At 71.9% G+C, this 22,013-nt stretch carries 18 protein-coding genes; 9 read left to right on the top strand and 9 right to left on the bottom strand.

Annotation, left to right across the window (positions count from 1 at the left end):
• Nucleotides 1-344 precede the first annotated feature (344 nt).
• Genes ACZ6C1_RS33735 through ACZ6C1_RS33720 form a run of 4 tightly spaced genes read left to right on the top strand, consistent with a single transcriptional unit; the run spans nucleotide 345 to nucleotide 4,545 of the window.
• Nucleotides 345-3,080, top strand: coding sequence for a sensor histidine kinase (locus tag ACZ6C1_RS33735; protein ID WP_469246313.1), 2,736 nt, complete (start codon nucleotides 345-347; stop codon nucleotides 3,078-3,080).
• Complete coding sequence (locus ACZ6C1_RS33730; RefSeq protein ID WP_469246312.1) at nucleotides 3,077-3,514, top strand: roadblock/LC7 domain-containing protein; 438 nt, start codon at nucleotides 3,077-3,079, stop codon at nucleotides 3,512-3,514. The genes ACZ6C1_RS33735 and ACZ6C1_RS33730 overlap by 4 nt, the downstream gene beginning before the upstream one ends.
• Nucleotides 3,515-3,524: 10 nt before the next feature.
• Nucleotides 3,525-3,953 (top strand): DUF742 domain-containing protein, encoded by a 429-nt coding sequence (locus tag ACZ6C1_RS33725; RefSeq protein WP_469246310.1) that lies wholly within the window; start codon nucleotides 3,525-3,527, stop codon nucleotides 3,951-3,953.
• The gene (locus ACZ6C1_RS33720) at nucleotides 3,934-4,545 is read left to right on the top strand and encodes a GTP-binding protein (RefSeq protein ID WP_469246308.1); all 612 of its coding nucleotides are present in this window, start codon (nucleotides 3,934-3,936) and stop codon (nucleotides 4,543-4,545) included. Before ACZ6C1_RS33725 ends, ACZ6C1_RS33720 begins: the two co-directional genes overlap by 20 nt.
• 99 nt (nucleotides 4,546-4,644) lie before the next feature.
• On the opposite strand, the gene glpK is transcribed toward ACZ6C1_RS33720, so the two are convergent.
• From glpK to ACZ6C1_RS33695, 5 genes are all read right to left on the bottom strand, one after another.
• Complete coding sequence (gene glpK, locus ACZ6C1_RS33715; protein ID WP_469246306.1) at nucleotides 4,645-6,150, bottom strand: glycerol kinase GlpK; 1,506 nt, start codon at nucleotides 6,148-6,150, stop codon at nucleotides 4,645-4,647.
• 173 nt (nucleotides 6,151-6,323) lie between these two features.
• Nucleotides 6,324-7,085, bottom strand: coding sequence for an MIP/aquaporin family protein (locus tag ACZ6C1_RS33710; protein ID WP_469246304.1), 762 nt, complete (start codon nucleotides 7,083-7,085; stop codon nucleotides 6,324-6,326).
• A gap of 204 nt (nucleotides 7,086-7,289) precedes the next feature.
• Nucleotides 7,290-8,477, bottom strand: coding sequence for a lipid-transfer protein (locus ACZ6C1_RS33705; RefSeq protein WP_469246411.1), 1,188 nt, complete (start codon nucleotides 8,475-8,477; stop codon nucleotides 7,290-7,292).
• Nucleotides 8,474-8,923, bottom strand: coding sequence for a Zn-ribbon domain-containing OB-fold protein (locus tag ACZ6C1_RS33700; RefSeq protein WP_469246302.1), 450 nt, complete (start codon nucleotides 8,921-8,923; stop codon nucleotides 8,474-8,476). Before ACZ6C1_RS33700 ends, ACZ6C1_RS33705 begins: the two co-directional genes overlap by 4 nt.
• A gap of 79 nt (nucleotides 8,924-9,002) precedes the next feature.
• Nucleotides 9,003-9,818, bottom strand: coding sequence for a M15 family metallopeptidase (locus tag ACZ6C1_RS33695; RefSeq protein ID WP_469246300.1), 816 nt, complete (start codon nucleotides 9,816-9,818; stop codon nucleotides 9,003-9,005).
• Between ACZ6C1_RS33695 and ACZ6C1_RS33690 the strand changes: the two genes are divergently transcribed.
• The gene (locus ACZ6C1_RS33690; protein ID WP_469246298.1) at nucleotides 9,817-10,365 is read left to right on the top strand and encodes an NUDIX domain-containing protein; all 549 of its coding nucleotides are present in this window, start codon (nucleotides 9,817-9,819) and stop codon (nucleotides 10,363-10,365) included. The two genes, ACZ6C1_RS33695 and ACZ6C1_RS33690, sit on opposite strands and share 2 nt — an antisense overlap.
• 240 nt (nucleotides 10,366-10,605) lie before the next feature.
• On the opposite strand, the gene ACZ6C1_RS33685 is transcribed toward ACZ6C1_RS33690, so the two are convergent.
• Nucleotides 10,606-12,966, bottom strand: a complete 2,361-nt coding sequence (locus ACZ6C1_RS33685; RefSeq protein ID WP_469246296.1) for a glycoside hydrolase family 31 protein — start codon at nucleotides 12,964-12,966, stop codon at nucleotides 10,606-10,608.
• Between the two features lie 223 nt (nucleotides 12,967-13,189).
• Here ACZ6C1_RS33685 and ACZ6C1_RS33680 point away from each other — a divergent pair, with 223 nt between their 5' ends.
• Complete coding sequence (locus tag ACZ6C1_RS33680) at nucleotides 13,190-15,175, top strand: acetoacetate--CoA ligase (RefSeq protein WP_469246294.1); 1,986 nt, start codon at nucleotides 13,190-13,192, stop codon at nucleotides 15,173-15,175.
• Nucleotides 15,172-15,744 (top strand): GNAT family N-acetyltransferase, encoded by a 573-nt coding sequence (locus ACZ6C1_RS33675; RefSeq protein ID WP_469246291.1) that lies wholly within the window; start codon nucleotides 15,172-15,174, stop codon nucleotides 15,742-15,744. Before ACZ6C1_RS33680 ends, ACZ6C1_RS33675 begins: the two co-directional genes overlap by 4 nt.
• Nucleotide 15,745: 1 nt before the next feature.
• On the opposite strand, the gene ACZ6C1_RS33670 is transcribed toward ACZ6C1_RS33675, so the two are convergent.
• The gene (locus ACZ6C1_RS33670) at nucleotides 15,746-17,065 is read right to left on the bottom strand and encodes an aminotransferase class I/II-fold pyridoxal phosphate-dependent enzyme (RefSeq protein ID WP_469246289.1); all 1,320 of its coding nucleotides are present in this window, start codon (nucleotides 17,063-17,065) and stop codon (nucleotides 15,746-15,748) included.
• Nucleotides 17,066-17,110: 45 nt separating this feature from the next.
• On the opposite strand from ACZ6C1_RS33670, the gene ACZ6C1_RS33665 reads away from it, so the two are divergent.
• Nucleotides 17,111-18,406, top strand: coding sequence for an MFS transporter (locus tag ACZ6C1_RS33665; protein WP_469246288.1), 1,296 nt, complete (start codon nucleotides 17,111-17,113; stop codon nucleotides 18,404-18,406).
• 13 nt (nucleotides 18,407-18,419) lie between these two features.
• On the top strand, nucleotides 18,420-19,316 hold the full coding sequence (locus ACZ6C1_RS33660; protein WP_469246286.1) for a hypothetical protein: 897 nt from the start codon (nucleotides 18,420-18,422) through the stop codon (nucleotides 19,314-19,316).
• 78 nt (nucleotides 19,317-19,394) lie between these two features.
• Here the strand turns inward: ACZ6C1_RS33660 and ptsP are convergent, their stop codons facing one another.
• Together ptsP and ACZ6C1_RS33650 are read right to left on the bottom strand one after the other, a co-directional pair.
• Nucleotides 19,395-21,065, bottom strand: coding sequence for a phosphoenolpyruvate--protein phosphotransferase (gene ptsP, locus ACZ6C1_RS33655; RefSeq protein ID WP_469246284.1), 1,671 nt, complete (start codon nucleotides 21,063-21,065; stop codon nucleotides 19,395-19,397).
• A gap of 82 nt (nucleotides 21,066-21,147) precedes the next feature.
• Nucleotides 21,148-21,597, bottom strand: a complete 450-nt coding sequence (locus ACZ6C1_RS33650; RefSeq protein WP_469246282.1) for a PTS sugar transporter subunit IIA — start codon at nucleotides 21,595-21,597, stop codon at nucleotides 21,148-21,150.
• Between the last annotated feature and the right edge of the window lie 416 nt (nucleotides 21,598-22,013).

Here is a 22,013-nt window from a genome sequence, read left to right as displayed (position 1 = left end):
TCTCCAGGGTGGCTGCCCGCCTTCAGCCGCTTTACGCCGACAGTTCTCGCCTCCCCGTACAGGAGGACGAACGGCGCACGACGAAGATTCCCCCCGGAACGTGCAATTCCAGCCAACCGGCGCGCAGTACGAAGTGACGCCCCGCCAGGTGTCATGCGCCACACCGGCAATTGTCAACTCGCCGAATACCAGGACAACTCATGATCTGCTCCGCAGTGTGCGGCTGAAAATCGCCCGGACGTTCCTTCGAGTTGTCCGTGATGCAGTAGTAGGCTCACGCCGTTTGTTGATGTGTTGATGTGTACACCCACGCCGACGACAGGCGGGTGCGAGTGGGGGAGGCCATGCGCTTTCGCGGGAAGTCGATCCGCAGGAAGATCGTGGCGTTGCTCCTTGTGCCGCTTCTCTCCCTCACCGGGCTGTGGGGGTTCGCGACATTCATCACCGGTCGCGAGGCCAGTCAACTCCTGGACGTCGGTTACATCGTCGAAAAGGTCGGCCACCCGCTCGAAGAGACCATCCACGTCATCCAGCAGGAGCGCCGCCAGACACTCATCTATCTGGCCGATCCCCGTTCCGCCGAAGCCCTCCCCGTCCTCCAGCGCGACCGGGTCGCGACCGACCGGGCCATCGGCCGGATCCGCGACAACGCCAAGGACCCCGGCGTCGTCGACGCCCTGAGCCCCCAGGCGGCCGCAAGGCTCACCTCCCTCCTCGACGCCCTCGACGACCTCGCCTCACTGCGCCGCTCCGTCGAGAACCGCGCCGTCGGCCGCATCCAGGCACTGGATTTCTACAACCGTCTCGTAGACCCCTGCTACAGCTTCCTCACCAACCTCCACGCCCTGGACAACGTGGAGATGGACAAGCAGGGCCGCGCACTGGTGGGTGTCGTCCGCGCCCGGGAGATGCTCTCGCGCGAGGACGCCCTGGTGGTCTCCTCCCTCATCAGCAAGAGGGTCACCGCCCAGGAGCTGCGGGCGATCTCCGACCTCGTCGCCCACCGCGAACTGCTCTACGAGGTCAACCTGGAGCTCATGCCCGGCTCCGAGCGCGAAACCTTCCAGGCCTACTGGCGCAGCCCCCACACCGAACCCCTCCGCGACACCGAGGACGCGCTGCTCGACGCCGGTGCCACCGACGACCCGCGCACGATCGACGCCGCCAGGTGGCAGGAGCTGGCCACCCCCGTCCTCGACGACCTCGTCCGTGAGAACACCGAGGCGGGCAACCGCTACCAGAACCGCGTCGAACCCGCCGCCCACAGCGTCCTGTTCAAGGCGGGTGTCGCCGGCGTGCTCGGCTTCCTCGCCCTGCTCGTGTCGGTCGTCGTCTCCGTACGCATCGGACGCGGCCTCGTGCGCGACCTCAGGCGCCTGCGCAAGGAGGCCCAGGAAGTCTCCGGCGTACGGCTGCCCAGCGTGATGCGCCGCCTCGCCGCCGGCGAACAGGTCGACGTCGAGACCGAAGTACCGCACCTCGAGTACGAGAAGGACGAGGTCGGCCAGGTCGGCCAGGCCCTCAACACCCTCCAGCGGGCCGCCGTCGAGGCCGCCGTCAAGCAGGCCGGCATGCGCCGGGGCGTGTCCGAGGTCTTCGTCAACCTCGCCCGCCGCAACCAGGTACTGCTCCACCGCCAGCTCACCCTCCTCGACACGATGGAGCGGCGTACCGAGGACACCGAGGAACTCGCCGACCTGTTCCGGCTGGACCACCTCACCACCCGTATGCGCCGCCACGCCGAGGGCCTGGTCATCCTTTCCGGGGCGGCCCCCTCACGGCAGTGGCGCAAGCCGGTCCAGCTGATGGACGTCGTACGGGCCGCGGTCGCCGAGGTCGAGGACTACGAGCGCATAGAGGTGCGGCGCCTGCCGCGCATCGGCGTCGGTGGCCCGGCGGTCGCCGACCTCACCCACCTCATCGCGGAACTCCTGGAGAACGCCACCGTGTTCTCCCCGCCGCACACCGCGGTCCACGTCCATGGCGAGCGGGTCGCCAACGGCTTCACCCTGGAGATAGACGACCGCGGCCTCGGCATGGCCCCCGAAGCCCTGCTCGACGCCAATCTGCGCCTCGCCGAGACTCCCGAGTTCGAACTCTCCGACACCGACCGGCTCGGCCTCTTCGTGGTCAGCCGCCTCGCCCAGCGCCAGAACGTGCGGGTCTCGCTCCAGCCATCCCCGTACGGAGGGACCACCGCGGTCGTGTTCATACCGGCCGCGCTGCTCACCGACGCACCCGAGACACAGGGAGCGGGTTTCCGGCTCGACCGCAAGGGCGGCAAGGAGGCCCCGCCCCGGCGCGCAGCCCTCTCCAAGGTGCCCTCCGGCCTGTCCACCGCCACGGGCCCGTCCGTTCTCGACGGACCGGTCGAACTGGAGGCGCCGGTCGGCGCGCTCGGTCTCGACGACAGGCTCGCCGACCTCGCGGACCTGGACGACCGGCTCGGCGACCTGGAGGAGACCGAGAGCGAGCGCGGCGGGCTGTTCCGCGCCCGCCCGCCGCTGCGCACCGTGTCCGGCCGCCACACCGACCATGAGCAGCACCAGCAGGCCTCCGACCAGACACCCGAGCGCCCGCCCGCCGGCCCCGTCCCGCTGCCCCGCCGCAAGCCCCCGACGCTCGTCGCGCACCGAGGCCGCCGTCTCGACGAACGCGGCCGTGCGCATCCCGCGCCGGGGGCGTCCGGGGCACCCGGGCAGGGCGTGAGGGCGGCGGAGCCGGCCGGGACCGGGGACACGGCCCGGGCCGTGGGGCCCGCCACCCCCACCGGCCAAGCGCCCGACGACGACGCCACCCTGCTGCTGCGCGGGCTTCCCCGCCGCGTACGCCAGGCAAGCCTCGCGCCCCAGTTGAGGGAGGCGGCCGGGCGGACCGCCAAGGAGGACGCGGGGCGGTCCGCCGCCGAGGACACGCACACCGACCGTGACACGGAACGCGAAGCGGAAGAAGTACGCAGCCGTATGGCGGCGATGCAACGCGGCTGGCAGCGCGGGCGCAGGCACAACGCCGAAAGCACCCCGCCCGCCGGCCGGGGCGAGACAGCACCACGAACGACACCGGAGGGGGACGGTCGATGACCGCACCGAACGCCGCAGTACCCAACTCAACCGGCTCTACCGGCGAGCTGAACTGGCTGCTCGACGAACTGGTCGACCGGGTCGGTTCCATCCGCAAGGCACTGGTGCTCTCCAGCGACGGCCTCGCCACCGGGGCCTCCAAGGACCTCAGCCGCGAGGACAGCGAGCACATGGCGGCCGTGGCCTCCGGGTTCCACAGCCTCGCCAAGGGCGTCGGCCGCCACTTCGACGCCGGCCGTGTCCGCCAGACCGTCGTCGAGCTGGAGGACGCCTTCCTCTTCGTCACGGCGGCGGGTGACGGGAGCTGCCTCGCCGTGCTCGCGGACGCCGACTCGGACGTCGGCCTCGTCGCGTACGAGATGACGCTGATGGTCAAGCGGGTCGGGGCCCACCTCGCGACGGCACCTCGGACCGGACTGCGCGTCGGAGGGTGAGGGGGATGCGATGAGTGACGCAGCAGGGCGGCAGAGCCGGCACAGACGCCAGGACCGCCATGACCCGCACCACTGGTTCGACGACGACGCGGGCCCGGTGGTCCGCCCGTACGCGATGACACGCGGCCGCACCAGCAGCGCCACCCGCCACCGCCTGGACCTGATCGCGGTGGTCGTTCCCGAGCCCGCGGCCGACGACCCCGGCCGTGACCAGACGCTCTCTCCGGAGCATGTGGAGATCGTCGAGCGGTGCAGCGACCTCCCCCGGTCGATCGCCGAACTGGCCGCCGGACTGGACCTCCCCGTAGGGGTGGTCCGGGTCCTGGTCGGCGACCTCGTGGAGGACGAACTCGTCCACGTCACCCGTCCCGTTCCGCCGGCCGAGCTGCCGGACGTCAGCATCCTCCGTGAGGTGATCAATGGCCTTCGGGCGCTCTAGCACCGGCCGCAAGAAGCGACCGGTGGAGCCGGTGACGCTGAAGATCCTGGTCGCGGGCGGATTCGGGGTGGGCAAGACCACCCTGGTGGGCGCGGTCAGCGAGATCCGGCCGCTGCGCACCGAGGAAACCCTCACCGAGGCGGGCCGGCCGGTCGACGACCTGCACGGTGTCGAGACCAAGTCCACCACCACGGTCGCGATGGACTTCGGACGCATCACGCTCCGCGAGGACCTGGTGCTGTACCTGTTCGGCACGCCGGGACAGGACCGCTTCTGGTTCCTGTGGGACGAACTGGCGCAAGGTGCCCTGGGCGCGGTGGTGCTGTGCGACACCCGCCGCCTGGAGGACAGCTTCGCCGCCATCGACTACTTCGAGCGGCGCGGCATCCCGTTCGCCGTGGCGGTCAACCGCTTCGAGGGCACGGCACGCTTCCCGGCCGAGACGGTACGGGCGGCGCTGGACCTCGACGCGGAGGTGCCGCTGCTGATGTGCGACGCGCGCGAACGCGAGGCGGTCAAGGAGGTCCTCGTCGCCGTGGTCGAACACGCCCTGACCCTGGCCGCCCGCGACCGGGAGCCGATCACCACCTGAGCCGGCCGCGACCGCGAGCCGATCACCACCTGAGCCACCTGAGCCGGCCGCGGCCCGTACCACCGGGGACACCGGTACGGGCCGCGGGCTCCACCCGCTTCAGGCCTCCTGCTCCCAGCCGAAGCTGCGCTCCACCGCCTTACGCCAGTTGCCGTACTCGCGTTCCCGGGCGGCCGCCTCCATACGCGGCTCCCATGCGGCGTCCCGCTGCCAGTGGGTCTTCAGCTCGTCCAGGCCCGACCAGACCCCCGTGGCGAGCCCGGCGGCGTACGCGGCACCCAGACAGGTGGTTTCCGACACCTTGGGCCGGATCACCGGAACGCCCAGCACATCCGCCTGGTGCTGCATCAGCAGACCGTTGACGGTCATCCCGCCGTCCACCTTCAGGGACGAGATCCGTACACCCGAGTCCTGGTACATGGCGTCGACGACCTCGCGGGTCTGCCAGCTCGTCGCCTCGAGGACGGCACGCGCCAGGTGCGCCTTCGTGACGTACCTCGTCAGGCCCGTGACGACACCGCGCGCGTCGGAGCGCCAGTACGGTGCGAACAACCCGGAGAACGCCGGGACGATGTACGCGCCGCCGTTGTCCTCCACGCTCGCCGCCAGCGTCTCGATCTCGTCGGCGCTGCGGATGATGCCGAGCTGGTCCCGGAACCACTGCACCAGGGCGCCCGTGATCGCGATCGAGCCCTCCAGGCAGTAGACGGGCGCCTGGCCGCCGATCTTGTACCCGACCGTCGTGATCAGACCGTTCTTCGAGGCCACCGGCCGCTCCCCGGTGTTGAGCAGCAGGAAACTCCCCGTGCCGTACGTGTTCTTGGCCGTCCCCGTCTCGTAGCAGGCCTGCCCGAAGACCGCCGCCTGCTGGTCGCCGAGTGCCGACGCGACCGGCACGCCCGCCAGCCGTCCGACGGCGGTGCCGTACACCTCCGCGGACGACCGGATCCGCGGCAGCATCGCCTCCGGCACGTTCATGGCCTCGAGGACCGACCGGTCCCAGTCCAGGGACTCCAGGCCCATCAGCATGGTGCGGGAGGCGTTGGTGACGTCGGTGACGTGGACGCCGCCGTCGACACCCCCGGTGAGGTTCCAGATCAGCCACGAGTCGATCGTGCCGAACGCGATCTCCCCGCGCTCGGCGCGGGCCCGCAGCCCCGGTACGTTGTCCAGCAGCCAGGCCGCCTTGGGCCCGGAGAAGTAGCTGGCGAGCGGCAGCCCCGTGATGTCCCGGAAGCGGTCCTGGCCGTCAGCACCGCCGAGTTCGCCGCACAGCGCCGAGGTACGGGTGTCCTGCCACACGATCGCGTTGTGCACGGGTTTACCGGTGGCCCGGTCCCAAAGGACCGTCGTTTCACGCTGGTTGGTGATGCCGAGCGCGCTGAGCTGCTCGGCGCGCAGCCCCGCCTTGGCCAGCGCCCCCGCCACCACGGCCTGGACCTTGGACCAGATTTCCGTGGCGTCGTGCTCGACCCAGCCCGGCTTGGGGAAGATCTGACGGTGCTCGCGCTGATCGACGGCGACGATGGCACCGCCCTGGTCGAAGACGATGCAGCGGCTGGAGGTGGTGCCCTGGTCGATTGCGGCGACGAACCTGTCCGTCATGGTGAAACCCCTTGTCGCGAGTGAGAGCCGCGCTGATGGACCGTGCCGGGATCCGGCGAGGTCGCCGAGGCCGCCGAGGCAGCGCGTCGGTGAGGTGTGCGAGTCGGCCTGTCGACAGGGGCTGCCGCGGTCGGCGCTGCCGGTCGGACGCGCGAGTCGGCCGCCCCCACCGCTCAGTAGGCCGCGTTGAAGACGACCCCGGCGAGCACGCCCCCGATGAGCGGTCCCACCACGGGCACCCATGCGTAACCCCAGTCGGAGGTCCCCTTGTTGGGTATCGGCAGCAGCGCGTGGGCGACGCGCGGGCCGAGGTCTCGGGCCGGGTTGACGGCGTAGCCGGTCGGCCCGCCGAGCGACATGCCGATGCCGACGACCAGGAGCGACACCAGGAGGATCGAGATGCCCGATCCGTAGATGCCCGCCTCCTCACCGGGAATCCGCCCGATGCCGATGCCGTCGTTCTTCCCGAACGCGAGGATCGGGAGGACGAGCGCGACCGTGGCGATGATCTCGGTCGTGAGGTTGGCGACCGGGCTGCGGATCTCGGGCCCGGTCGAGAAGATGCCCAGCGTGGGCTGGGCGGTCCTCGCGTCGGCGTTCGCCCGGAACTGCGCGTAGTAGACCAGCCAGGCGAGTACGGCTCCGACGACCGCGCCGACCAGCTGCGCGAGGATGTACAGCGGTACCTTGCCCCACTCGCCCGTGTCGACGGCGACCCCGACCGTCACGGCCGGGTTGAGGTGGCCGCCCGAGAGGGGAGCGGCGGTGTACGCCCCGGCCAGGACGCCGAAGCCCCAGCCGAAGGCGATGACGGTCCAGCCGGCCGCCCTGGCCTTGGAGAAGTTGAGGGTGACGGCGGCGCAGACGCCCGCGCCGAAGAGGACGAGGATCGCGGTGCCTATGACCTCACCGGCGAAAATGTCTCCATTGCTCATGGCGGCTCCTAGGCTCCACGGCTCCCTGGCGTGCCGAACGGGCATGGGGTGCTGGTGCGGGCGTAACCGGCGATGTCGACGAAGAGGCAGTTTTCTCCCGCCGCGATGGTGCGTCAAGGTCGCCTGCCGCACTGGCGTCCCGGGAGTGCCTCCGGACGCGCCCGTACGTCACATGAAGCCACCGCCGTCGGCGGCCGTCGTCGTTCAGCGGACCACCACGACCGCCGACCCGTGGCCGAAGAGCCCCTGGTTCGCGGCGATTCCGACGCGAGCGCCCGGCACCTGCCGCGCCCCCGCCGCCCCGCGCAGTTGCCGGGTGAGCTCGCAGACCTGGGCGATGGCCTGCGCCGGCACCGCCTCGCCGAAGGAGGCGAGGCCACCGCTCGTGTTCACCGGGACCCGGCCGCCGAGGGCCGTGGCTCCCTCGCGCACCAGCTTGGCTCCCTCGCCCCGGTCGCACAGGCCGAGGTCCTCGTACCACTCCAGTTCCAGGGCGGTGGACAGGTCGTACACCTCCGCCAGGGACAGGTCCTCGGGGCCGATGCCCGCCTCCTCGTACGCGGCCGTCGCGATCGACTCGCGGAACGGGACCGCGGGTGGGGCGCCGGCCGCCGAGTCGGTGGCGATGTCCGGAAGGTCGAGCACCGTACGAGGATAGGTGGGCGTCACGGTCGACACGGCCCGGATGCGGACAGGGTCCTCGACCCCGTGCACGCGCGCGTACGCCATGGAGGACAGCACCAGTGCCGCACCGCCGTCCGAGGTCGCGCAGATGTCGAGCAGTCTCAGGGGGTCGGCGACCACGGCCGAGGTGGCCACCTCGTCTGCGGTCACCGGCTTGCGGTAGCGGGCGTACGGGTTGAGCGCGCCCGCCGCCGCGTTCTTCACCTTGACCAGTGCGAAGTCCTCCGGGGTGTCCCCGTGAACGGCCATCCGGCGGCGGGCGTAGAGCGCGAAGTAGGCCGGATTGGTGGCCCCGAGCACCCGGAACCGCAGCCAGTCCGGGTCGTCCGGCCGGTCACCGCCGGCGGGCGCGAAGAACCCCTTCGGCGCCGAATCGGCACCCACCACCAGCACCACGTCCGCCAGCCCGGCGAGGATCTGCGCCCGCGCGGTGGCGATCGCCTGGGCGCCCGAGGCGCACGCCGCGTACACGCTGCTCACCCGGGCGCCCTGCCAGCCGAGCGCCCGCGCGAACGTCGCGCCCGCCACGTACCCCGGATATCCGCCCCGCACGGTGTCGGCGCCGACCACCGACCCCACGTCCCGCCAGTCGACCCCCGCGTCGGCGAGGGCGGCGCGCGCCGCCACCGTCCCGTACTCGACGAAGGAGCGGCCCCACTTCCCCCACGGGTGCATGCCCGCACCCAGGACGGCGACATCACCGCTCATGACGTCACCGGACGCCAGTGCCAGGTGGTCCACACCGTCTCGGCGTCCTCGTCGAGAACACCGGGGACCAGCTCGACCTCCATGCCGACGGCCAGATCGGCGACGCCCACCCCGGGGGCCGCCTGCCCCAGCACGACCATGGCCTCGGCCGCCAGCTCGACCGCGACGAGGGTGAACGGCCGCCATGGGGTCGCCGGGTCGGAGACGTACGGTGCGGGCGGCCGGTAGCGGCTGTCGGTGTAGGACCAGACACGCCCGCGCCGGGAGAGCGGCACCTGGAGCAGCTCCCCGCCGCCTCCACAGGCCGGGTTGCGGCAGAAGGCGTCCTCTCGCGGGAAGAAGACCGCCGAACAGGCCGAGCAGCGCGTGCCCAGCAGCCGGAAGCCGTCCTTGTCGCCCTCATGACTGAACCACCCGGCCACCACAGGTGTGCGCTCGTGCGTCATGGGCCCTCCCCGGCAGCCATATCTGACGGAACGTCAGAAGTGTGCCACGGGCCCGGTGCACTCCGCGAGACGGCGGACGTCAGTGGCCCGCCACCGACCTCCTGGAGACCGGGAAGTCGAAGTACGTGTCGGGGAACGTCTCCGGCTTGTACGTGAAGTGCCACCACTCCTCGGGAAGGTTGACGAATCCCTCGGCGCCGAGGGTGCCCTTCAGCAGCTGCCGGTTCGCCCGCTGCTCTCCCTTGATCCGGGGGTCGTCCGTGTGGGACAGCGTGTCGAAGCAGTCGAAACCCGTGCCCATGTCCACCGAGCTGTCCGGGAATCGCTGCTCCCGCGGCGCGAAGCAGGGAACCAGCTTCTCGCCCGGCACATAGGGGCGGGTCGGCGCGGCGGGAAGCTTCACGACCGTCAGGTCGACCGTGGAGCCCCGGCTGTGCCCGGACTTCTCGGCGATGTACCCGTCCGCGAAGAGACGCGACTTCTCGACAAGCGGATAGAACTCCACTTTCATCTCCTCGTCCTGGAGATCCTTCGCCCACCGTACGAAGTGGTCCACGGCCCGCTGCGGCCGGTAACAGTCGTACACCTTCAGCGAATAGCCCTGCCGCAGCAGCTTCGTCTGCGCCCGGTGCAGCGCCCGCGCGGCCGGCCGGGTCAGGATGCACACCGGCTGCCGGTAGCCGTCCACCGGCTGGCCCAGGAAGTTGTGCTCGGTGGTGTAGCGCATCTCCTGGATGATCGTCGGGTCGACGGAGCGCAGAGCCACGAACTCCTTCGGCGCCCTCGGCTCGGGCGTGGCTCGCGCGGCGGGCGGTACGGCCGCCAGGAGCAGGAGTGCCGTGGCGGTCGTCATCAGGGCGCGGCGGAGGCCGGAAGGAAAAGCAAGTCCTGTCATGCGGACCGTCTTACAGGGCACCGCCGGGTCGGTACAGTCCGTCTCCGTGAAGGACTCCCACTGCACGAACTGCGGCGCCCCCTACGCGGCCGAGTCCGGCTGGCCCCGCACCTGCCCGGCCTGCGGCGCCGTCGCCTACCGCAACCCGCTGCCCGTCGCCGTGGCCCTGCTGCCCGCGACCGACGCGCACGGCACCGGGCTCGTCGTCATCACCCGCACCATCGAGCCGCACAGCGGCGGCATCGCCCTGCCCGGAGGGTTCATCGACCACGGCGAGGACTGGCGGGACGCGGTGGTGCGGGAGCTGAAGGAGGAGACCGGCATCGAGGCCCCCGCCCACGACGTCACGCTGGCCGACGCGATGAGCTCGCCGGCCGGCCACCTGCTGATCTTCGGCCTCCTGCCCGAACGCCCGGCCACCCGCCTCCCGGCCTCCGCCGCCACCGACGAAACGGCCGGCCACCACCTTCTGCACGCCCCCGCGGAACTGGCCTTCCCCCTCCACACGGCGGCGGTCGCCAACTGGTTCGCCGGCCACTACACCTGACACCCCCGCCGCGCCCACCCGCCGCCGCCCGGTCCGCACACACGCCCTCCGCCCCCGCCCCCGCCCGCCCGCCGCACTGTGCCGCGCCCACCCGCCGGGCACCTCGCCGTCCACCCGCACCCCGCGCACCCCGCCCCCCGCCCGCACCCCCCGTCCACCCGCGCCCCCGCCCCTGCCGTCCCTGCCGTCCACCCGCGCCCCCCGCCCCCGCCGTCCACCCGCACCCCGCGCACCCGTGCCTCACCCCAGCCCGCGCACCCGCACCCTCCCCTCGACCTCCACCGCCCCGTCGTCCGTCACCCGGCGCACCACGACCCGTCCGTCCACCAGCCGGGACGCGTACCGCTCGATCTCCGGCTCCACCCAGCCGTCGCCGACGTCCCGGACCACCAGCCCGCCGCCGGTGCGCCCCACGGCCGGCGCCCACACCTCCAGCTCGTCCGCCCCGTCGCCGCCCCGTACGGGGATCACCGCCCCCGCCCGCGCGAGCACCGGGATCCGCGACAGGGGCGCGTCCACCAGGACCTGTCCGGGGCCCTCGTACGCCCGGCCCGTCGCCGTGTCGTACCACCGCCCGCGCGGCAACCGCACCGCCCGCCGGTCCGTGCCGCGCGTCAGCACCGGAGCCACCAGCAACGCGTCCCCCAGCAGGAAGGCGTCCTCGCAGTCCCGCAGCGCCCGGTCCTCCGGTGAGCCCCACCACACGGGCCGCACATAGGGGGCGCCCGTGAGCCGTGCCAATTGCGCCAGCGTCACGAAATAGGGCCGCAGCCGCTCCCGTTCGGCCAGCGCCGCGCGGGCGCACTCCAGCACGTCCGGGCCGAACTCCCACGGCTCGCGCCGCCCCGCGTCGATCGCCGCGTGCGTGCGGAAGAGCGGCAGCCAGGCCCCCAGCTGGAACCACCGCAGGAACAGCTCGGGCGACGGGCTCCCGTCGAACCCGCCCACATCGGGACCCGAGTACGGCACCCCGCAGAGCCCCAGCCCCAGTACCAGCGACAGCGAGGCGCGCAGCCCCGGCCATCCTGTCGACACGTCACCCGACCAGGTCCCCCCGTACCGCTGCATCCCGGCCCAGCCGGAGCGGGAGAACAGGAACGGACGCTCGTCGGGGCGCAGCCGCCGCAGCCCCTCGTACCCGGCCCTCGCCATGGCCAGCCCGTACACGTTGTGGGCCTCCCGGTGGTCCCCGCCCCGGCCCTCCAGCGCGTGCCGCGCCGAACGCGGCAGCGTCATGTCACCGAACGGCGTGAAGGAAACCGGCTCGTTCATGTCGTGCCACACCCCGGAGAACCCCTGCGCGAGCCGTTCCTCGTACAGCCCGCCCCACCACTCCCGCACCGCCGGGTCCGTGAAGTCCGGGTACACGCACTCACCGGGCCACACCACCCCCCGGACCTCGCCGCCCCTGGGGTCGCGTACGAACGCCCCAAAGGAGCCGATTTCGGCGCCGCTCTCGTAGAGGGCGTTTCCGCGTTCCGCCCGCACTCCCGGGTCCACGATCGACACCAGCCGCACCCCGTCCTCGCGCAGCTCCCGCGCCAGCCCCGGCAGGTCCGGAAACCGCTCGCGGTCCACCGTGAACACCTGGTGCCCGTCGTAGTGGTCGATGTCCAGGTGCAGCACCGAAAGCGGCAGATCACGCTCCCGGTAGCCGGCCACCACCCGCCGCACCTCCTCCTCGCTGCCGAACCCCCACCGCGCGTGCTGCGGACCCAGCGCCCACGACGGCGGCAGCGCCGGCGCGCCCGTGAGCGCCGCCCAACCGTGCAGCACGCGCGTGGGGGTGCCGACGACCACCCAGCAGCGCAGGGGCCCGCCGCTGACGCGCACCTCGCTCGCACCCGGCCGGTCGTGCCCCGAGCCCGCGCCCTCCTCGCCCTCCCGCAGCGTCACCCGCCCGTCCCACGAGTTGTCGTGGAAGGCCAGGTGCGTGCCCGCGTCGGACACCACCAGCTGCACCGGCATGGTGATGTAGAGCGGGTCGTCGGCGGGCCCGAAGCTGCCGCGCGGGTCGGTGTTCCACAGCCGGTACGTCCCGTTGCGCAGCCTCGGGCCCGACGCCCGCCCGCCCAGCCCGAAGAACCGCGCGTCGGCCGGCACCTCCGACCGCTGCACCCACCGGGCCGGGCCCCCGCCGACCGGCTCCCACCAGCGCGGCGGCAGGTCCCGCCGCAACACCACCCCGCCCGGCGTACGGATCTCCACGGCGCCGTTCCGCGACACCGCCACCGTCACCCGTTCGGACACCACCCGCCAGCCGCCGCCCTTGTCGGGCTCCAGCACCGCCCGCGGGTCCGGCTCCGGCGGCCGGCCCGCCAGCGCGTACGACGGCAGCGGCTCCGCGCCGTCCCACCCCCAGAACACGGTGCCGCCACTGGAGACGGACACCCGCACCTCGGAGCGGGCGAACCGGACGATCCCGCCCCCCGGCAGCGGTTCGGCACCCTCCGCGGGCCCCGGCACCCGTGCCAGCTCCGCGCCCCGCGGCCGCAGCCCCCAGGCGTCCGTACGCCGCTGCCGCCACGCCGACCGCATCGCCCGCAGCCCCCGTACCGTGCTGAAGATCCTCACCGAGCGCACCAGATCACGACCGTCCATGCCGATCACCCTGCCACCCGCCCCGGGGCACGCAGGGGCCGTTCAGCTGCCGTTCACCCGTGGTGCGAGCACATATTCATCCCGCCGACCATGGGTGGCGAACCCTGGTGCGAACAACGATCACATGGCATCGTCCTGCTCAGCCGCGTCACGCGCACACCCCGCACGTGCGCGCGACCCACGCAGACCCGCGTACAGGGACGTACAGCCAGGGAGCAGCCCCATGACCACAGAGCACGCCCAGCCCGAGCCGCTCTGGCAGCCCGACCAGGACCGCATCGACACGGCCGCGGTCACCCGCTTCCAGGCCTGGGCGGCCGAGCGGCACGGCGCACCCGCCGACGGCGGCTACCCCGCCCTGCACCGCTGGTCGGTCGATCACCTCGACACCTTCTGGCGGGCGGTCGCCGAATGGTTCGACATCCGCTTCTCCACGCCGTACGAGCGCGTCCTCGGCGACCGCTCCATGCCGGGCGCCCAGTGGTTCCCCGGCGCCACCCTCAACTACGCCGAGCACGCGCTGCGTGCCGCCGCCGACCGCCCCGACGCGCCCGCCCTGCTGCACGTCGACGAGACGCAGGAAGTGACGCCCATCAGCTGGGCCGAGCTGCGCCGCCAGGTCGGCGCCCTCGCCGCCGAGCTGCGCGCCCTCGGCGTACGCCCCGGCGACCGCGTCAGCGGTTACCTGCCGAACATCCCGCAGGCCGTCACCGCCCTCCTCGCCACCGCCGCCGTCGGCGCCGTGTGGACCTCCTGCGCCCCCGACTTCGGCGCCCGTAGCGTCCTCGACCGCTTCCAGCAGGTCGAGCCGGTCGTCCTGTTCACCGTCGACGGCTACCGCTACGGCGGCAAGGAGCACGACCGCCGCGACACCGTCGCCGAACTCCGCCGCGAACTGCCCACCCTCCGCGCGGTCGTCCACATCCCGCTCCTCGGTACGGAAGCCCCCGAAGGCGCCCTCGAATGGTCCACCCTCACGGCGGGGGACAGGGAGCCGGTCTTCGAGCAGGTCCCCTTCGACCACCCCCTGTGGGTGCTGTACTCCTCCGGCACGACCGGCCTGCCCAAGGCGATCGTCCAGTCCCAGGGCGGCATCCTCCTGGAGCACTTCAAACAGCTCGGCCTCCACTGCGACCTCGGCCCCGAGGACCGCTTCTTCTGGTACACCTCCACCGGCTGGATGATGTGGAACTTCCTCGTCTCCGGCCTGCTCACCGGCACCACGGTGGTCGTGTACGACGGCAGCCCCGGCTTCCCGGACACCGGCGCCCAGTGGCGCGTCGCCGAGATCACCGGAGCCACCCTGTACGGCACGTCCGCCGCCTATGTGATGGCCTGCCGCAAGGCCGGCGTCCATCCGTCCCGCGACCACGACCTGTCCCGGATCACCTGTGTGGCGACCACCGGCTCACCGCTCCCGCCGGACGGCTTCCGCTGGCTCCACGACGAGGTGCGGGACGACCTGTGGATCGCCTCCGTCAGCGGCGGCACCGACGTGTGCAGCTGCTTCGCCGGCGCGGTCCCCACCCTCCCGGTGCACATCGGTGAACTCCAGGCCGCCTGCCTCGGCACCGACCTCCAGGCCTGGGACCCGCAGGGCAAGCCCGTCGTCGAGGAGGTGGGCGAGCTGGTGGTCACCAACCCCATGCCCTCCATGCCCATCCGCTTCTGGAACGACCCCGACGGCAGCCGCTACCACGACAGCTACTTCGACATGTACCCGGGCGTATGGCGCCACGGCGACTGGATCACCATCACCGACCGGGGCTCGGTCGTCATCCACGGCCGCTCCGACTCCACCCTGAACCGCCAGGGCGTCCGTATGGGGAGCGCCGACATCTATGAGGCCGTCGAACGCCTCCCGGAGATCCGCGAGTCCCTCGTCATCGGCCTGGAGGAGCCCGACGGCGGCTATTGGATGCCGCTCTTCGTCCACCTCACCGAGGGCGCCACCCTGGACGACGGCCTGGTCTCGCGTATCAAGCGGACCATCCGCGAGCAGTTGTCCCCGCGCCATGTCCCCGACGAGATCATCGAGGTCCCCGGAGTCCCGCACACCCTCACCGGCAAGCGCATCGAGGTCCCGGTCAAGCGCCTCCTCCAGGGCACCGACCTGTCCAAGGCCGTCAACCCCGGCTCCGTCGACAACCTCGACCTGCTGCGCTTCTACGAGGACCTCGCCCGAAACCGGGCCCAGAGGATCCGATGACCGCCGACAACTCCTTCTGGACCGGCGAGCGGGTACGGCTGAGGGGCATCGAACCCGAGGACTGGGAGGTGTTCATGGAGTTCGACGCCCACACCGGGCACCAGCGCTCCGTCGACGTCCTCCACCCGCCGCGCTCCGCCGAGCGCTACCACGCGTGGGCGGCCGAACAATCCGTCGCCGCACCGGACGGGGACAACTTCCGGCTGGCCATCGAAGCCCTGGACACCGGCGACCTCGTGGGCAGCCTCTCCACCAACGAGGCCGACCCCCGCACCGGCCGTTTCCGGTACGGCATCGGCATCGTCGGCGAGCACCAGCGACGCGGCTACGCCGCGGACGCCGTGGTGCTGCTGCTGCGCTTCATGTTCGGTGAGCGGCGCTACCACAAATGCGAGGCGGGCATCTACGCGTTCAACGACGCCTCGCTCGCCCTGCACCGCAGACTCGGTTTCATGGAGGAGGGCAGGCTTCGCGACCACGAGTTCTTCGCCGGAAGCCACCACGACCTCGTCATCATGGGCATGACCGCCCCCGAGTTCGCCGGTCGGCACCCCTTCGAAAAGCTCTGACTCAACCGCCGTACATGGCCTCGGACTCGCCCAGCACGTCGGCGAAGTCCGAGGCCAACCGCGCCGCGTCGGCCGGCCGGAGCTCCGCCGTGGTGACCCGTACGGCCGTCGGCGCGGCGATCCGGAACCGGGCTCCGGCCGCGACCCACCAGCCGCACGAGCGCAGTCCGTTGACCACGGCCGACTCGTCACGCACCGGCACCCACACGTTCAGCCCGCTCGCCCCGTGCGCCGCGATGCCACGCCGCTCCAGCTCGCCGATCAGCGCCTCACGCCGCTCGGTGTACGCCGCCTCTGCCCGCCCCACCAGCCGCTGCACTTGCCCGTCCGTCATCAGCCGCGCCACGGTCTCCTGCAGGACGTGACTGATCCACCCCGACGTCAGCAGCATCCGCCCGTCGTGCCGGGCCAACGTCGTCCCGTCGCACGCCAGGCCCGCCCACCGCAGATCGATGCCCAGGTGCTTGGACACCGTCCGCACCTGCGCCCACCGCGGCAGCCCCGCCGCCGCCAGCGAGTACGACGGCGCCCCCGACATGTCCGCGTTGTGGTCGTCCTCGATCACCAGCACCTCGGGGAACGAACCCAGCACGTCCACCAGCGCGTCCCGCCGCTCCCGCGAGAAGCAGGCCCCCGTCGGGTTCTGCCCGCGGGGACTGCACACCAGCGCACGGACCCCCGCCCGCAACGCCGTCCGCAGCGCCTCCGGAACGATGCCGTGGTCGTCCACCGCCACCGGAACCATGCGCAGCCCCAAGGCCGGCACCAGATCCAGCAGGTGATGGAAGCCCGGGTCCTCGACGGCCACCGAGTCGCCCGGCTTCAGCTCCGTCGACAGCAGCCGCCCCATGGAGTCGAGCGCCCCGTGCGCGAACGTCACCCGCTCCGCAGGCACCCCGTCCCGCTCGAACCACGCGCGCGTGAGGTCCTCCAGGGACGCCAGCCGCGGCGACGCCCGATGCGAACCGGGCACCGGCAGCACGGGGGACGGCGGCACCAACCGCGGCAGGAACGCCGGATCGGGATGCCCGCCCGCCAGGTCCCGCACACCGTCGGGCACCCTCGGCGGCCGGCGTGACCCCACCGCCGGCGTCTGCGCCACCACAGTGCCGCCCCGCCCCTTGGTCACCACGATCCCGCGCTGACGCAGCTCCTTGTACGCCGTCGCAACGGTCCCGGGACTGACACCCAGATCGTCCGCGAGCCGCCGCACGGGGGGCAGCGCCGCACCGGGCGCCAGCCCACCGTCCGCCACCGCCCGCTCCACGGAGGCCGCGATTCCTATGGCCGTCGACCCACTGATCGCATATTGTGCTGCCACGTATCGAACTATGTATCAACACAAAATCCACGTCAAGGGGGAACCGTGGACAAGCACAAGCACAAGCACAAGCACCGGACCGCACTCGCCGCCCGCATACCAGGAGGCCGCGACGGCCGCCGCATGCTGCTCATCTCCTTCATCGACAAAATCGGCACCGGCCTCTGGGCGACCGCCCTGCCCCTCTACTTCACCCAGGTCACCGCCATGCCGGTCGCCCACGTCGGCCTCCTCATCGGCGTCTCCGGCGGCATCGGCATCGCGGGCGCCCCCCTCGCAGGACGCCTCGCCGACCGCTTCCCCGTCACCCGCGTACTCGTCGGCGCCCAACTCCTCCGCGCCGCCGCCCTCCTCGCCCTCCTCACCACCCACGACTACGCGCTCCTCCTGGCCTACTCCGCCATCGGCGCCCTCCCGGACCGCGCCGCGGGCGTCCTCACCAAGCTCTACGCGGCCCGCCTCACCGGCCCCGGACGCGCCCGCTACCAGGCCTTCAACCGCACCGTCTCCAACCTCGGCTGGGCCGTCGGCGGCCTGGGCGCCGCAGCCGCCCTGGCCGTCGCCACCACCACCGCCTACCAGACCCTCCTCATCGCCAACGCACTCTCGTACGCCGTCATCGCCGCCCTCACCCTCCGCTGCGCCGAACCCCCGTCCCCCGCCCGCGTCGCCGCCATCTCCACGACCCCGACCCCCGCCGCACCCACCAAGCCCTCCAACCCGTGGCGCGACCGCACCTTCCTCCTCTACACCGCCACCGAAGCCGCCCTCTTCCTCGACGACGCCATCCTCCAAGTCGGCATGCCCCTGTGGATCGTCCACGCCACCGACGCCCCCGTCGGCCTCGCCCCGCTGCTCCTCGTCCTCAACTCCGTACTCGTCGTCCTCTTCCAGGTCCCCCTCTCCCGCTTCGGCACCACCCCAGCCGCCGCTCGCGCCCTCCTCATCCCCCTCGCCTGCCTCTTCACCGTCGGCTGCCTCGCCATGGCCGCCTCGACGGCCGGCGGCCGCTGGACCGCCGTCGCCGCCCTCACCGCGGCAGCCGTCGCCCTCACCTTCGCCGAAATGATCCACGCCACCGCGTCCTGGGAACTCTCCGTCACCCTCGCCCCCGACGACGCCCAAGGCTCCTACCTCGGTGTCCACGGGATCGCCGCCTCCACGCAGCGCAGCGCCGGACCCCTCCTGGTCACGGCCGTCATCACCGCGGGCCCCTTCGCCTGGCCCGCCCTGGGCGCGACCTTCGCCGCCGTCTGCCTCGCCCAGCACCGCCTGGTCCGCCCCCGGCCTCCCCGCCCCCCGCTGTCAGTGCCCCCGATTACTGTGAGTGAGCATCGATGAACAAGGGGGACACATGGCACACACCAGGACCACCACGGCCGTCCGACGCGCACTGCGCCGCGAAGTACCGAGCACCGTCGGCCTCCTCGCCGACGCGCACGACTTCACGGCCATGCGCCACCGCTACCAGAGCTTCACCACCTTCGACGACCACGGCACCTACCTCCACCACGTCGAAAAGCTGCTCAAAACCCTCGCCACCGAAGGCGGACACACCACCGTGGCCCTCTTCGACCCCGAGGACTACGCCCTGTACTGCACCGAGACCGGCCTCGACCCCGACAGCCCGGCCAGCCGCAGCCGCTTCACCGCCGAAATCGCCGCCACCGGCGCCTGCGTCCCCTATACAGGACAGCCCATCGACCGGCTCGTCCCGCTCCTCATCCACCGCGCGGTACGGCAGGCCACCTGGGAATACGCCACGATGCTCCTCACCGACATGGGAGAGTGCGCCGACTGCGGCCAGGACATCGGACGCGCCGCATTCGACCAGGCTTCCCGCACACTCACACGGCTGCTCGAGGAGGCCGGCCCCGGCACCCACCACCTCGTCTGCAGCGTCCCCGCCGACGAACAGCTCCTCGCCGTCCTCCACGCCGAACGGCCACCCACCGGCCCCGCTGTGCTCGACTCCACCGAAGGAGCCGAGTTCGTCACCGTCCTCGCGGCCGGCATCGCGCTCGAAAGCCCCGGAGGCCTCGTCCTCCGCACCACCACCCCCGCCGCACCCGACCGCGTCCACGGCTGGCGCCTCGACCGCGGCCGACTCGTCCCGCTCACCGCGGCCGAGGTGTTCAACGCCTACTGCACCGACGCCGACACCGGAGAGCCCCTCTCACCCGAGCCCAACGTCGACTACCGAGCCGGCTTCGACATCACCCCCGACGACCAAGGAACCACCCACCACTGACACCCACCACCGACCACAATAAAAAAGGGGCTTCCCCGCCCACCGGCGAGAAAGCCCCTCTACCACTTCACCCGGGCACTACTCCCCGGACAGCACCGCCTGCGCGGCCAGCCGCGCCTCCTCGGCCGAGTCCGTGGCCCGCGCGGCAGCCGCCGCCCGCTCACACTGCGCCAGCGTGTACTTCGCCAGCGTCGCGCGCACATAAGGAATGGACGCGGCGCCCATCGACAGGGAGGTGACCCCCAGACCGGTCAGCACACAGGCCAGCAGCGGATCCGACGCGGCCTCACCGCAAACGCCACAGCTCTTGCCCTCGGCCCTGGCCGCCTCGGCCGCCAGCGCCACCAGATCCAGCAGCGCCGGCTGCCACGGGTCCTGCAGCCGCGACACCGCACCCACCTGCCGGTCGGCGGCGAACGTGTACTGCGCCAGGTCATTCGTACCCAGCGACAGGAACTCCACCTCCTGCAGGATCGAACGCGCCCGCAGAGCGGCGGACGGAATCTCCACCATCGCACCGAACTTCGCCTGCAGGCCCGCCTGACGGCACGCCTCCGCGAACGCCCTCGCATCCGTCCGGTCCGCCACCATCGGCGCCATGACCTCGAGGTGCACCGGCAGCCCCTCGGCCGCCTTCGACAGCGCCGCCAGCTGGGTCCGCAGCACCTCCGGGTGATCCAGCAGCGTCCGAAGACCGCGCACGCCCAGCGCCGGGTTCGGCTCATCGGCCGGAGTCAGGAAGTCCAGCGGCTTGTCCGCACCCGCGTCCAGCACCCGCACGACCACCCGGCCCTCGGGGAACGCCTCCAGCACCTTGCGGTACGCCTCGACCTGCTTGGCCTCCGACGGCGCCTGCTTGCTGTCGTCCAGGAACAGGAACTCCGTACGGAAAAGGCCGACGCCCTCCGCCCCGGCCTCGACGGCCGCCGGCACATCGGCCGGCCCACCGACGTTCGCCAGCAGCGGCACCTTGTGCCCGTCGGACGTCGCCCCCGGCCCGGTCGCCGCCGACAGCGCGGCCTTGCGCTCGGCCGCCGCCCGCTCCATCTCCGCACGCTTCTCGGCGCTCGGCTCCACGAAGATCTCACCCGTGCTGCCGTCCACCGCGATCACGGTGCCCTCGGCCAGCTCACCGGCCCCCGGCAGCGCCACCACGGCCGGCACACCCAGCGCCCGCGCCAGGATGGCGCTGTGACTGGTCGGCCCGCCCTCCTCGGTCACGAAACCGAGCACCAGCGTCGGATCCAGCAGCGCCGTGTCGGCCGGCGCCAGGTCCCGCGCGATCAGCACATACGGCTCGTCACTGTCCGGTACACCCGGCATCGGCACACCCAGCAGCCGCGCCACGATCCGGTTCCGTACGTCGTCCAGGTCCGCGACCCGCCCCGCCAGATACTCCCCGGCACCGGCCAGCAGCGCCCGGTACGCGGCGAACGCGTCATACACGGCCCGCTCCGCCGTGCTCCCCACAGCGATACGGCGCTCCACGTCGGCCATCAGCTCGGGATCCTGGGCCATCATGGCCTGTGCCTCGAGCACGTGCTGTGCCTCGCCACCGGCCAGATTGCCGCGCGCGATCAGATCAGCGGCCACAGCCACGACGGCCTGGCGAGCACGCCCCTGTTCGCGCTCCGCCTCCTCGGCCGGGATCTGCTTGGCCGGCGGCTCGAGGACCGCCGTTCCCATGTGGCGCACCTCGCCGATCGCCACACCGTGGCTCACGCCGACGCCCCGCAGCGTTGTCTCCATTACACCTGTCTCCGATTGAGCGGCGGCCGGAGCCGCCACGTTGAAATGTCCCGACCCGTGCCGTCACACGACGGCAGTGACGTCACTGCCAGGAGAAGAGGGAGTCGCCGGCCTTCACAGCGCCGGCCTCGACGAGGTCGCCCAGCGAATCAGCGGTGGCCTCCAGGGCCACGATCGGGCAGATTGGCGACTTGCCGGCCGCCTCGACGGCCGCGGGGTCCCAGCGCACGACGGCCTGCCCGCGCGTCACGGTGTCCCCCTTGTTCACGAGAAGCTCGAAGCCCTCGCCATTGAGCTGCACGGTGTCGATCCCGAGGTGCGTCAGCACCCCGTGGCCCTCGCCGTCGACGACCACGAAGGCGTGCGGGTGAAGGGAAACGACGATGCCGTCCACGGGCGCCACGGCCGCCGAGGCCTCACGCACCGGATCGATGGCGGTACCCGGTCCGACCATCGCGCCGGAGAACACCGGGTCGGGTACAGCGGCAAGTCCGATGGCGCGGCCCTCGAGCGGCGACGTCACGGTGGTCATGGGGAGCCTCCCAGGGGGTGGAGATTCTGTGTCGCCGTCACTGCCTGTCCTGGACGGCGTACTGATCAGAAGCGTATGTCATGAGAAGTCCGGGTTCGCCCGAAAGTTCCAGGTTGGCGGGCCTAGGGACCACCGGAAGCGATTTGCCTCAACTACCAACGGGCGGTAGGGTCGTACCCCTGCTTGGCCACGACGCAACTCTGAGTCGGAGGCCGGCAGCGACTCTCAAGCCGGATCCTAACTGGTCTACACCACTGGTCTACACCTCTGTGTCCATCAGGTGGCGGTCAGGAGGACGGAAAAAGGCTGATAGAGTCGGATCCGCCGGAAAGGGAAACGCGAAAGCGGAGAACAGCCCGGCAGCCCGCTCCAGCGGGTGGCAGAAACGGAAAACGGATCTGCTAGACTGGAAACAC

This window comes from Streptomyces sp. NPDC041796 (assembly GCF_055590785.1).
Note: the sequence above shows the minus strand (reverse complement) of the source record. Positions and strands in the feature narration are given on the sequence as shown.